Annotated in this window: 8 protein-coding genes; 2 read left to right on the top strand and 6 right to left on the bottom strand. The window is 73.9% G+C overall.

Annotated elements, in window-relative coordinates; translation table 11 throughout:
* Nucleotides 1–38: 38 nt before the first annotated feature.
* Nucleotides 39–2681: a glycoside hydrolase family 97 N-terminal domain-containing protein gene (locus tag LO763_RS24630; protein WP_230790240.1), complete on the bottom strand. Its 2643-nt coding sequence runs from the start codon at nucleotides 2679–2681 to the stop codon at nucleotides 39–41.
* 315 nt (nucleotides 2682–2996) lie between these two features.
* Nucleotides 2997–4265, bottom strand: a complete 1269-nt coding sequence (locus LO763_RS24625) for a cellulase family glycosylhydrolase (RefSeq protein ID WP_230790238.1) — start codon at nucleotides 4263–4265, stop codon at nucleotides 2997–2999.
* 289 nt (nucleotides 4266–4554) lie between these two features.
* Here LO763_RS24625 and LO763_RS24620 point away from each other — a divergent pair, with 289 nt between their 5' ends.
* The gene (locus LO763_RS24620) at nucleotides 4555–5748 is read left to right on the top strand and encodes an ROK family transcriptional regulator (RefSeq protein WP_230790236.1); all 1194 of its coding nucleotides are present in this window, start codon (nucleotides 4555–4557) and stop codon (nucleotides 5746–5748) included.
* Between the two features lie 396 nt (nucleotides 5749–6144).
* On the opposite strand, the gene LO763_RS24615 is transcribed toward LO763_RS24620, so the two are convergent.
* Complete coding sequence (locus LO763_RS24615) at nucleotides 6145–7152, bottom strand: N-acetylglucosamine kinase (protein WP_230790429.1); 1008 nt, start codon at nucleotides 7150–7152, stop codon at nucleotides 6145–6147.
* A complete protein-coding gene (locus LO763_RS24610; protein ID WP_230790234.1) occupies nucleotides 7149–8399 on the bottom strand; it encodes a family 4 glycosyl hydrolase in 1251 nt (416 codons plus the stop codon). Before LO763_RS24610 ends, LO763_RS24615 begins: the two co-directional genes overlap by 4 nt.
* A 186-nt stretch (nucleotides 8400–8585) precedes the next feature.
* Here LO763_RS24610 and LO763_RS24605 point away from each other — a divergent pair, with 186 nt between their 5' ends.
* Entirely contained in the window at nucleotides 8586–9935 is a 1350-nt protein-coding gene (locus LO763_RS24605; RefSeq protein ID WP_230790232.1) for a cytochrome P450, read from the top strand.
* A 231-nt stretch (nucleotides 9936–10166) separates the two neighbouring features.
* Here the strand turns inward: LO763_RS24605 and LO763_RS24600 are convergent, their stop codons facing one another.
* The gene (locus LO763_RS24600; protein WP_230790230.1) at nucleotides 10167–10589 is read right to left on the bottom strand and encodes a hypothetical protein; all 423 of its coding nucleotides are present in this window, start codon (nucleotides 10587–10589) and stop codon (nucleotides 10167–10169) included.
* A 207-nt stretch (nucleotides 10590–10796) separates the two neighbouring features.
* Nucleotides 10797–11732, bottom strand: a complete 936-nt coding sequence (locus LO763_RS24595) for a phosphotransferase family protein (protein WP_230790228.1) — start codon at nucleotides 11730–11732, stop codon at nucleotides 10797–10799.
* Nucleotides 11733–12092 lie beyond the last annotated feature (360 nt).

Below are 12092 nucleotides of genomic sequence, written 5' to 3'. Positions count from 1 at the left end.
GCGGCAAATGCTTGCCCCCCGGCCCCGGGCTGGGACGATCAGCGCACGACGGTCAGGCCGTCGACGCCGACGCCGGGCGCGGACGCGCCCGACACGGTGACCGCGCCGCCCGAGGCGGGCAGGTCGAGCCCGATCGTCTTCGTCGCGACCGCGGTGTCCGATCCGGTCGCGGGCAGCGCGACCTCGACAGGCGCGCCGCCGCCGACGCCGACCAGGACCGTGGCGTCCACGGCGCTCGCGTAGTGGAGCCGGACGGTGTGGTTCCCGGCGGCGGCGGTGCCCAGGTCCGCCACGGTGAGGGAGCCGGTGCCGTCGAGGCCGGTCACGAGCGAGCCGCCGGAGCACTCGTCGCAGGTCGCGACCGCGGCGCCGCCGTTCAGCGTGTTCCCGGGGTCCTCGGCCTCGGCGGTGGCGCTGACGGTGATCGCGTCGATGTCCGGGGCGTACTGGTCCGGGTTGTCGAAGCGAATCGTGTTGGACCCGGCTTCGAGCGGGACGTCCACGGTCCACTGGTTCACGAACTCCCAGCCGCCCGAGTCGGTCAGTGCCTCGGTCGAGAGGACCTCGCCGTTCACGGTGATCCGCACGTCGCGCGGGTCGCCGGAGGTGTAGGTGAAGGTCATCTCGTGGGTGCCGGCCTCGGTCGCGGTCACGTCCGCGAACTCGACCGAGCCGCCCGCGCCGAGGTAACCGACCTTGGCGCCTTCGGAGCAGCCCTTGCACGCGCCGACCGCGGCGGAGCCGCCGAGGACCTGGTCTTCCGCTTCGTAGCGGGTGTCGTCGGCGCCGATCTGCTCCAGCGGCGTGCGCGACAGGTGCACCGAGACGCCGCCGGTGGCGATCATCGGCAGCGACAGCGTGTCGCCGCTCGTCACCTCCTGCGTGCTCACCTCGACGCGGCCGTTCGCGTCGTCGGCGAAGACCGTCGCCGTGTAGGTGCCGCCGTCGTCGGAGGGACTGTCGAGGAAGTCGAGCGGGACGGTCGCGGTGCGGGCCCCGTCGGTGAGCGCGCCGATGAACCAGTCCTCGCCGCTGCGGCGGGCCACCGTGACGTGGTCGCCGGGGAAGCCCTCGACGACGTGCGACTCGTCCCAGACGGTCGGCACGGCCCGCAGCAGGTGCCGCCCGGGCCACTGGCCGTAGGCGGCGGCCGAGTCGGCGTAGTTGACCATCGCGGAGGTGAACACGATCGACTGGGCGAGCGTGTGCGCCTGGGTGAGGATCGAGTCGTTCTGGGAGATCATCGCCGGGGTGTAGTCCATGCTCCCGAGCGGCCCGCGCGTGAACGGCAGGGTCGCGTCGAGGCGCGCGGTCGTGGGCGGCGGGTACTTGTAGTGCTCGGTGCCCGCGACGGCCTCGGTGGTGAGGACCCACGGCCAGGTTCGGTTCTCACCGCTCGGTTTGGTGGAGCCGTGGAGGTCGAGCATGAGCTCGTTCTCGCCCGCGGCGTCCCCGATGGACTGGTACCACTCCTGGACCTCCTGCGAGTCGTTCAGGAAGAAGTCCACTTTGAGCCCCGCGACGCCGTACGCCTTGTGCTCGGCCGCGAGGGGGCCCGCGAGCTCGGGCGTGGCGAACGGCTCGGCGGTGACCCACGCGAAGATCTCCACACCGCGCTGGGCGGCGTACTCGCTGATCTCGGGGAGGTCGGCCGCCGGGTCGTAGCAGCAGTCGACGGTGACGTACTCCCAGCCCATGGAGGCGGCGAAGTCGACCATCTGCTTCTGCTTGTCCATGTCGGCGGCGCTGTCGTCGTCGGTGTACCAGGTCCAGCCGGCGCGGCCGGGCGCGACCCAGTCGGGCTGCTCCTGCGCCGCCGGGTTGAGGTTCTGGACCAGGTCGGTGTTGTAGAGGGCGTCGAGGTCGGCGGCGACCACGGCGGTGCGCCACGGGGTCTGGAACGGGTAGGCGCTCGCGATCGGGAAGGCCTGGTCGGGCGTGCGGGCGACCTTCAACAGGCCGGTGCCCTGGCCGTCGCCTTCGAGCATCGCGGGCGCGTAGCCGGCGTTCGCGTTGTAGACGTTCGCCTCGGTGATGAGCGTGAAGTACTCGTTGTCGCTGATGGACGCGAGGAGCGGCATCGTGAGGTCCGCGCCCGAGTTCAGCTGCGCCGCGCCGCGGTAGACGTAGTCCTGCTCGTAGTTGCCGTTCCAGTCGGCGGCCCAGCCGCCGGTGCCGGCGGGGAGGCGGAAGCCGCTGGCCTCGTCGGTGATGGTCAGGTCGCCGTCGCCGGGGAGGCGGTACCGGTAGGCGACGCCGTCGTCGTAGGCGCGGACGACGAGCTCCACGGCCTCGCCGTCCTTGGTGTACTCGAGGACCAGCTCCTCGGCGTGGTCGCGGTAGCTCGGGTCGGTTCCGGCCGGGAGCGTGTAGGTCTCGTCGATCGAGGACCGCTCCTCCCCCGCGAACGCGAGCCCGGAGCGGAAGTCGACGCCGTCGGTGGCGATGCCGAGGGGCGACTCCTCGAAGATCGTGGTGGACCCGGCGGTCACCTCGTAGGTGAGGGAGCCGTCGGGCTGGTCGGTGACGGTGAAGGTGATGGACCCGTCCGGCGACGAGACACTGTGCGCGGCGGCCGCGTGGGCCGGGCCGCCGGCCACGACGGTCGCCGCCGCGGCGGCCGTCACGACCGCCGCCGTGAACGCGCCGATGGGACGCCGTCGTCCCCTCATACTGCTCATGGACCACTCCCTGGATCGAGGGCTCCGGGAACCGGTCGGGCCCCGGGCACCCCCGACGCTAAGGCGCGGCCCGATCCGGGGAGAAGCCGAAAAACGCTTCCGCACCTGGACGTTCTGACGCAACCCGGGCGTCGCACCGGTCCGCGAGGCCGCGGCCGGAACGCGTAGGCGGCCCGCTCGCAGTCGCCCGGGTCTCGAACGCGCGGGCGCCTCTGCGGCGCGCGGGTGTTCGAACCTCCTTGCGGGGCAGACGAAAAGGCCGGGCCTGGTCGACATGGTCGGCCGGGCCCGGCCCTCGGCGGCGGTCGGGACGCGTCAGACGGGCGTCCACAGTGCTGGGACGTTGGGCGGTTCCCAGCCGGTCAGCGCGGTGTGCGACTGGACGCAGCGGTAGGTCGCGCCGCCGTAGGAGGCGAGGTCGCCCGCGGCGTAGTACTCGCCGGCCCGCCAGGTGCCGGTGTCGCCGGTCGGGTCCTCAGTGGGCTCCTCGGTCGGGTCGTCGGTGGGCGGGGAGCTGGGGCCGCCGCCCTCGAGGATGCGGTCGCGGATCCACTCCCCCGCCTCCTTCAGGTTGCCGCCGTCGCCGTCGAACGGGCCGCCGGGGCAGGTGCCGGGCTCGAAGACCGCGCCGGAGCGGTGGTCGTCGGAGTAGTTCCAGTTGACCCAGCTGATGCCCTTCTCCTCCATGAGGTCGAGGTAGCGCTGCGACATCGCGAAGTCGTTCGCGCCCTCGCCGGAGTAGTTCTGGGTGCCGAACTCGGTGACGAACATGGGGATCTGGTCGGCCGCGCGGGCGAGGCCGTCGAGGTGGTAGTCGTCGTGCGAGGCCGCGTAGAAGTGGAAGGTGTACATGATGTTCTCGGCGTCCACCTGGTCATTGATGACCTCCTGCTCGTTCGAGCCGTCGGAGAGGCCGAGGGAGGACCAGTGGGGGGTGCCGAGCAGGATGATGCCGTCGTCGTCGTACTGCCTGATCACGGGGATGATCGCCTCGTGGTAGGACTTGATGCGCGACCACGAGACGCCGTTCGGCTCGTTCGCCACCTCGTAGAAGATGTTGTCCTGGTCGCCGTGCTCGCGGGCGATCTCGGTGAAGAAGGTCTCGGCCCGCTCCAGGTTGTAGTGGGGGTCGCCGGGGGTGAGCATGTGCCAGTCGACGATGACGTACTGCCCGCGGGCGGTGACCTCGTCGATGAGCTCGTGCATCCGGGCGGTGAAGCCCGCGGGGTCGGTCTCGTAGCCGTCCTCCTGGATGTACATGGAGAGGCGCACGACGTCGGCGCCCCAGTCGTAGGCGAGGGCGTCCAGCGAGGCGTCGTTGAGGCACTGCGAGTACCACTGGAGGCCGTGCGTGCTCATGCCGCGCAGCTGCACGTGGTCGCCGGAGGCGTCGCAGAGCCTGGTGCCGCACACGGACAGCTGACCGTGCTGGGCGGCGGGGGCGGCGGACTCGGCGGCGGGCGCGGGGTCGTCGTCGGCGGGGTCGCCCGAGGCGGCGTTGACGCCGAGCGGGCTGAGGATCGCGACGGCGGCGAGGGCCGCCAGGAGGCCCAGTAGCCGTTTGCGTCGGGGCAGGAGCGCCATGAACATCTCCTCAATAGTTAGGCAGTGTTACTATCTATTGCCCACAGTACGAGGATCGCGAATCCGAGTCAATAGATTCATTAAGGTCAATATTGTCGGATTCGCGGGAGGATGGGGACCGCGCCGCGGCGACCGAGGGGCCGCCGAGGCGGACGTGCAGCGAGTTAATGGTTAGGTAGTGTTACCAACTATTGCCGCCGATAGTATGTTCAGCGAGCCTCCGGGTCGACATCGGCGCGAAGAGACTTCCCGCAGGCCCGGCCGCCGGGCACGTTCAAGAAGGGCGCTCATGCGAACCAACGGTCCGCCCGACCAGCCGGTCCCCTCCGGCTCGTCCCACCTGCTGCGCACCATCAACGAGCGCGCCGCGCTCTACCACCTGCTGGAGCACGACACGCTGACGCGCGTGGAGCTGCGCAAGCTCACCGGCCTGGCCAAGCCCACGGCCTCCCAGGTGATGCTGCGGCTGTTCGAGTCCGGCCTCGCGGTGACGCTGGGGCGCACCACCGCCAGGCAGGTCGGACCCAAGGCGGAGGTCTACTCGGTGAACGCCGACTACGCGTTCGCCGCCGCCGTGACGCTCCGCGAGCCGGACGGCGTCACGGTCGCCATCGCCGACCTGAAGGGGCACGAGCGCGTCTCGTCCACCAGGAGGATCGACTTCACCGCCGTCTCCCCCGACCGGGCGGTGCAGGACATGCTGTGGCACACCGCAGAGGACGCCGGGATCGACCGGGACCTGATCTCGGTGGTGCACCTCGCGGTGCCGGGCGCGTACGACGCCGAGAACGACGAGATCGGCTACGCCGACATCCCGGGGGCGGAGGACCTGCGGTTGCGCGCCGCCGTCGAGGAGTTCACGGGCTGCGCGGTGACGGTCCACAACGACGTCAACGCGGCCACCGTCGCCGAGCGGCGCAACCCGGCGGTCTCGGGCGGGCTGGTGCTGCTGTGGCTGGGCCGCGAGGGCATCGGGACGGGGATCGATCTGAGCCACGGCCTGGTGGTCGGCGCGCGGGGGGCCGCGGGCGAGCTCGGCTACGTGCCGGTCTTCCCCGACCGGACGGGCCCGGACGACCCGACGTACCAGGACTGGATCGGCGCTCCCGCCGTCATGGAGCTCGGCCGGGAGCACGGAGTCGAGGGGGCGAACGCCGCGGCGGTCGTGGCCGCGGCGGTCAAGCGCGGCGCGGCGGGGTTCCTGGAGGCGTACGCGGACCGGGTGGCGGGGGCGCTGCACCTGCTCGCGTGCCTGTTCGACCCGCCGCGGCTGGTGCTGGGCGGGGAGATCGCCCGCGCGGGAGGGGAGACGCTGGTGGAGCACGTGCGGCGGCGGTCCGGGGCGCTCGGGGACCTGGTGCTGCCGTCGGCGGTGTACGGCGACGCCGTCGCGATCGGCGTCCTGGACCTGGCGTACGCCGATCTGAAGGGCCGCGTCCTGGACGCGGCCCTCGAAGGCCGCGAGGGGCGATCGGGCTCCTAGCGGTCCGGACCGCCGCAGCGGCAGGCCGACTTCCGAAGACGCACCGGTGGCCGGAGGCCTCCCGAGGCACAGGCGAGCCGGCGGCCTCCGCTCGCCGATGACGCCGCACCGACCCGCCGGCGTCGGTCACCCCAGCGCGGCCGCAGGCGGCACCACGCCGCCTTGCCGGGCCTCCGGAGGCGCATCGGCGCCCGGAGGCCTTCCGCCTCGCAGGCCCACCGGCGGGGTCGGGCCTCGACTCGCCGATCACGCCGCACCGACTCGACGCCGCCTGGCACAGCCACAGGCCGCGCCACGCCGTCTCGCCGGGCCTCCGGAGGCGCACCGGCGCCCGGAGAGCTTCCGCTCCTCAGGCGAAGCTCGCGGGCTCTCGGTCCATCGGGTTCGCGGGCGCCGCTAGGCGATCCGCAGCGGCTCCCTGACCGCGAGCTCGGCGGCCAGCCGCCGGTGGGCCGGGCCGTCGACCTCTCCGGTGAGGGCGTCGAGCGCGGTCCACGCGGCCCCGAGCACCGGCGGCCGGTCCAGGGCGGTGTACGTCGCGAGCGGGAACTCCGCGGCCAGCCTCGGCGACAGGTGGCGGTGCAGGGCGGGCGGCGCGGCCGCGAGGACCCCGCCGCCGCCCACGATCGTGAACGGCGCCCCGCCGAGGCCGAGCCGGCGCGCCGAGACGCGCACCATCGCCGCGATCTCCTCGGCCTGGCGCTCCACGATCGACTCGGCGCAGGCGTCCCCGGCGTCCGCGGCCGCGAACAGGAGCGGCACCAGGCCGTGGACCAGTTCGCGGCCGAACGTCCCCAGGTGCAGGCCGATCGCGGCCTCCTCCACCGTGTCGGTGCCGAAGCGGGTCCGCACCGCGTCGCACAGGGCCGTCGCGGGGCCGCGGCCGTCCTCGGCGCGGGCGGCGTGGAAGAGCACGTTGTCGCCGAGCTCCTCGCCGCCGCCCCAGTCGCCGGTGATCGGCCCGAGGGCGGGGAAGCGGGACCATTCGCCGCGCTCGTTGCGCCCGATGCTGTTCATGCCCGCCCCGCAGATCACGGCGACGGCGTTGCGGTCGGCGGTCCCTGCTCGCAGGAGCGCGAAGGTGTCGTTGTCGACGTTGACGCGCTCGGCCCAGCCCCGCGAGCGCGCGTCGGCGTTCAACCGCTCCACCTCGACCGGGAGGTCCGCCCCGGCCAGGAGGGCGTCCACGCGCGCCGGCGGGGCCGCGCTCCCCCAGCCGGCCTCGGCGCTGACGGTCTCGACGAGCTTGCCGATCAGGTCGATCGCCTCGCGGTAGCCGAGCCGGTGCGGGGAGGAGGTCCCGGTGCGCACGTAGGCGCGGACGCGGCCGTCGGCGGTCGCGGCCACCACGTCGGTCTTGGAGTTCCCGCCGTCGACGGCGATGAAGCCGCGGTCCTCGTTCACGCCCAAGGCAGGTGTTCCCGTCCGGTCGCGATGAGGCGGTGCGTCAGGCCCTCGGCCAGGTCGTGCTGGCCGACGAGCGGGTGCGCGAGCAGCGCCTCGTAGACGCGGCGCTCGCCGCCGCGCACGGCGGCCTCGACGCCCAGCTCCTCGTAGGCCGAGACGGCGGCGACGAGGCCGCGCTGCCGGGGCCCGAGCGGGGCCCGGGCGGAGGGCGCGATGTCGGCGCCGACGCGGGCCGACACCTCGATGACGGCCTCGTCGGGCAGGTACGGGAGGAACCCGCGGTTGCGCACGTTCACGGCGTGGACCGCGCCGTCCTCGGTGAGGAGGGAGCGCATCAGGGCCACCGCCGCCTCCGAGTAGTAGGCGCCGCCGCGCCGCGAGAGGAGGTCGGGTTTGCGGTCGAGGGCGTCGTCGCGGTAGATGTCCCAGAGCTCGGCCTCGATGCGGGCGACCTCCCGCCCGCGCGAGGGCTCGGTGCGCAGCCGCTCGACCTCGGCGTCGTGGGCGTAGTAGTAGTGCAGGTAGTAGGAGGGGACGCGGTCGTCGGCGAAGGCGGCCTCCGGGAGGCCGACCTCCTCGGCCACCGCGGCCCGGTGCTTCTCGAGGAGTTCGGGGAGCACGTCGCGGCCGTCGAGGCGCGCCGCGGTCTCCCAGGTGAGGTGGTTGAGGCCGACGTGGTCGAGCACGACCTCCTCGGGGGCGCGGCCGAGGAGGCCGGCGAAGCGGCGCTGGAAGCCGATGGCGACGTTGCACAGGCCGACGGCCCGGTGGCCCTCGTCGAGGAGCGCCCTGGTGACCATGCCGACGGGGTTGGTGAAGTCCACGATCCACGCGCCGGGGGCGGCCAGGCGGCGGACGCGCTCGGCGATGCCGAGGACGACCGGGATGGTGCGCAGGGCCTTCGCGAGGCCGCCCGCGCCGGTGGTCTCCTGGCCGACGCAGCCGCACTCGAGCGGGAAGGCCTCGTCCTCGATGCGGGCCTGCTGGCCGCCGACGCGCAGTTGGAGCAGGACGAGGGCGGCGCCGTCGACGCCGCGGTCGAGGTCGGTGGTCCATGCGACGCGGGCGGCGCTGCCGTGGCGGCGCATGATGCGCTGCACCAGGGGGCCGATGACGTCGAGCTTGTCGGCGGCGGGGTCCACCAGGACGACCTCGTCGATGCCGAGGGCGGCGGCGTCGGCGCCGAAGCCTTCGGCGAGCTCGGGGGTGTAGGTGGATCCGCCACCGACCACGGCGATCTTCATGCAGGTCCTCTCGATCAGCGGCCGAGGGCAAGGCCATAAATAGTCAGATTAACTAACTAACAAATTCCTGTCAATGAGCGCGGCCGCTCCGCGCCGTCGGACCCGGGCGCAAGGGCGCCTTCGGATCGCCGTTTCAGGGCCCGGACCAGGGGTAACCCGCAGTGCCCGACTGCGGAGGAGGACGCCATGGACAAGACGGCCGCCGAGGAGACGCGCACGCCCTCGCACGCCGGGACCGCCGACACGCTCGGCGTCGCCGCGCGGGTCTTCGCCCCGATCGTCGCCGCGGGCGCCGTCAAGCGCCGCCCGAAGGCGATGGCGTTCGCCGAGCGCCGCCAGACCGACCGGGCCGCGATCGACCTGCTGCGGCGACTGCGCGGCGAGCACGGGCCGGGGCCGCTGGTCCTGTCGGTGCCGAAGCGGACCGTCGCGGTCCTGCTCGACCACGGGGACGTCGGGCGCGTCCTCGACCAGACGCCCGCGCAGTTCACGCCCGACACGGTGGAGAAGCACGCGGCGCTCGGCCGCTTCCAACGCCACGGCCCGCTCCTGTCGCGCGGCCGCGACCGCGAGCGCCGCCGCCCGTTCAACGAGACCGTCCTCGATCAGGACCGGCCGCTGCACCACCTCGCCGAGCCCTTGTGGCACAAGGTCACCGAGGAGTGCGACCGCCTCGCGGAGGCGGCGGGCCGCTCAGGGCGGCTCGCGTGGCGCGACTTCGAGCCGGTGTGGGCGCGGCTGGTGCGGCGCGTCGTGTTCGGCGACGCCGCGGCCGACGACCGCGGCCTCACCGCCCTCCTCGACTCCCTGCGCCGCGAGGCGAACTGGGCGTATCTGCGGCCGCGCCACGAGTCCGCGCGCGCCGAACTGGCGGACCGCCTCCTGGCGCGGCTCGAACCGGCCGATCCGGGCAGCCTCGCGGGGGCGGTGGCCGACGCCGCGCCGGGGCCGGAGGTGCACCCCGAGGACCAGGTCGCGCACTGGCTCTTCGCGTACGACGCGGCCGCGCTCGTGCTCATGCGGACCCTGGCGGCGCTGTCGGCGCACCCGGGGCCGCGCCACGGCGTCCGGACCGAGCTGGCCGCGGCCGGCGCCTCCGGGCCCGAGGAGCTGCCGTACCTGCGAGCCTGCGTCCTCGAGTCGCTGCGGTTGTGGCCGACGACGCCCCTGCTGCTGCGCGACGCCACCGCCGACACCGAGTGGGGCGGCGAGGTGCTCCCGGCGGGGACCTCGTTCGTGGTGTACACGCCGCTGTTCCACCGCGATCCCGAACGGCTGCCCTACGCCGACCGCTTCACCCCGCGGGTCTGGCTGGACGGGACCGCCGACGCCGAGCCGGCGATGACGCCGTTCAGCGGCGGCCCGGCCCGCTGCCCGGGCCGCAACCTCGTCCTGTTCACCGTCACGACCGCGCTCGCGGCCCTGCTGCGCCGCAACGAGTACCGGCCGACCGCCACGGGGCCGCTCGTGCACGGGCGGCCCGAACCGGCCACGTTGAACCCGTACTCGATGGTCTTCACCCCCACCGCGGCCTGAGGCCGGGCCAGTACCGGTGCGGGAGGGCGCGGACGGCAGCGAGGAGCGGTCCGAGAAGGACCGCTAGGCCCGCCGGCGCGGTCGGGGGCCCTGCTGCCGAAGGAAGCGTGAGGCGGTGCGCTCGCTGAGGCCCCCGCGCTCACACGGGCCGAACCCGCTGTTCGGGTGCGAGGCGGTGTGCCCGCGGAGGCCCGGATGAAGTAGCGCGGGCGGCGCAGGTCGGTGCCGGGTTCAGGAGGCCGCGGGTCGGCGGTCGGCTACCGCCGCCGCGACGAGCAGGCCGACGGTGGCGTAGAAGAGCATGAAGCCGCTGGGGCCGATCAGCCAGAGGCAGGCGGAGGCCCATGCGAACAGCGCGAGCGCGACGCCGAGGCCCACCCGCTCCCGGCGCCGCGCCGTCCGGATCGTCAGCAGGCCCGCCAGGAGGCCGGGGATCACGAAGCCGCCGGGGAGCGCCCAGAAGACGGCGACCGACTCCATGTCCGGTTCCGCGGTCCGCAGCGACCCGCCGGTCCAGTCGCCCCAGGGCGCCTGCGGGATGAAGACGGCGGTGTGGAGTGCCGCGATGGCGATGAGGGACCAGCCTGCGAGGCCGGTCAGTCGGGCGGCGGCCTTGGAGGCGCGCCCGGTGCGCTGGTGCTCGGTATCGGTCATGGTCCCGAACCTATGGGCGCCGCGGCCCGGCCTCCTCCCGCTGCGGGGTCGGGCCCCTCCCCCGCGAGGGGGATTGTGATGCGGGGAGCGGTGCGCGGCGGGGACCGCCGCAGGTCTGGAGCAGGGCCGCAGTCGGGCGCGGACGGCGGCGGTGAACGGGCAGGCGCGTTCGGCGGTGTGCGGCAGGCCCGTCCTCGACTACGGGCCTCAGCGCGGTGCGCAGTCGAGGAGTGCTGCGCACCAGCGGAAGTGGCCGTCGCTTCCATCGGAGGCGAACAGGTCGTACGTCGTCAGGGCGTAGGCCCGCTGGTAGAGCGCCAGGGTCTCCGGGGAGTGGTGCAGCTCGGCGGCGAAGCGGTCGGTGAGGAGCGCGGCGTGCGCCTCGGCGTGCGGGCCGTACATGTCCCAGACGGCGGCGGCGACCGCGGCGTCGAAGGCGGGATCGCCTGCGGTGGTGAAGAAGCCGAAGTCGAGGACGGCGACCGGGCGGCCGGTCTGGTCGACGTGGACGTTGGGCGGGACCAGGTCGCCGTGGACGAGGGAGGCGGGGGCGTCGGGCAGCGCCCTGAGCGCGCGCACGGTCCGGGCGACCGTCGCGGCGAGGTCGGGGACGTGGGCGGCGAGCAGGTCGCGGTGGCGGCCGACGGCGCGCTCGACGAGGTCCGCGAGGGCGTCGGGGAAGCGCGCGCGATCCTGCCAGAGCGGGCGGTCGTCGCCTTGGACCGTCAAGCGCCGCATGGACTCCGTGGCGGGAACGGCGGCCAGGCCGCGCAGGACGGCGAGGAGGGCGTCGATCTGCTCGGCGGGCACTTCGCGGGCCGGGGGCCGGTGCGCGGAGTCGGGGGCGAGGGGTGCCCCCGCCAGTTCGCGCTCGTAGGTGACGAGGACGCCGTCGACCTCTTCAGCCTCCAGGACCTCGGGGGTGGCGAAGGGCGGCCGGTGGCGCGCGATGTCGGCGTAGACCCGGCGTTTCAGGTCGAAGTCGGCCGGGGGTCTGCCGCTCCACACCTTGGCGACCGTGCCTGCTTCGAGCCGGTAGACGGCGCCTTCGACGCCGCTGGCGAGAGGGCGGGCGGCGGGGTGGCCGCGGCTCGTGAAGTACTGCACCCATGCCGCGGTGTGCTGCTGCCGGTGATCGACCATGCGGGAAGTAAAGCCGTCGTCCGCCGCGGTCGCAACCGAATTCGGGTACCGGTCCGGGCCGCTGCCCGGGATGCGGCGGGCGGTGCCGCCGCCGCGGACGAATCCACGTCGGGGCGTGGTCGCCGCCCGCGCATGGGTGGCACGGGTTCAACGGAACCGCCTGAGCACCCGCGCCGTCTCGCCGCCCGCGCGGGCGGCATGGGACTGACGCGCGCGGTGCCGTCTGCGGTCGGGCGGCGTCCTCGGCGGTCCCGGCCCAGGGGGAGGGCCGGGACCGCCGAGCGTTTCAGCGGACGCCGTAGAGGTGTTCGAGGGCGAGCTGGTCGAGCCGCTCGAACGCCATCCCCTTCGCCGCCAGGG

Source organism: Glycomyces amatae (assembly GCF_020991375.1).
Classification (GTDB): domain Bacteria; phylum Actinomycetota; class Actinomycetes; order Mycobacteriales; family Micromonosporaceae; genus Glycomyces; species Glycomyces amatae.
The sequence above is the reverse complement of the archived record's forward strand: the minus strand, read 5'-3'. Positions and strand labels throughout refer to the sequence as shown.

Excerpts from the sequence above, each read along its gene's own strand:
- LO763_RS24595 (WP_230790228.1), bottom strand. The coding sequence starts at position 11,732 with ATGGTCGATCACCGGCAGCAGCACACCGCGGCATGGGTGCAGTACTTC.
- LO763_RS24600 (WP_230790230.1), bottom strand. The coding sequence starts at position 10,589 with ATGACCGATACCGAGCACCAGCGCACCGGGCGCGCCTCCAAGGCCGCC.
- LO763_RS24620 (WP_230790236.1), top strand. The coding sequence starts at position 4,555 with ATGCGAACCAACGGTCCGCCCGACCAGCCGGTCCCCTCCGGCTCGTCC.
- LO763_RS24610 (WP_230790234.1), bottom strand. The coding sequence starts at position 8,399 with ATGAAGATCGCCGTGGTCGGTGGCGGATCCACCTACACCCCCGAGCTC.
- LO763_RS24605 (WP_230790232.1), top strand. The coding sequence starts at position 8,586 with ATGGACAAGACGGCCGCCGAGGAGACGCGCACGCCCTCGCACGCCGGG.
- LO763_RS24625 (WP_230790238.1), bottom strand. The coding sequence starts at position 4,265 with ATGGCGCTCCTGCCCCGACGCAAACGGCTACTGGGCCTCCTGGCGGCC.
- LO763_RS24630 (WP_230790240.1), bottom strand. The coding sequence starts at position 2,681 with ATGAGCAGTATGAGGGGACGACGGCGTCCCATCGGCGCGTTCACGGCG.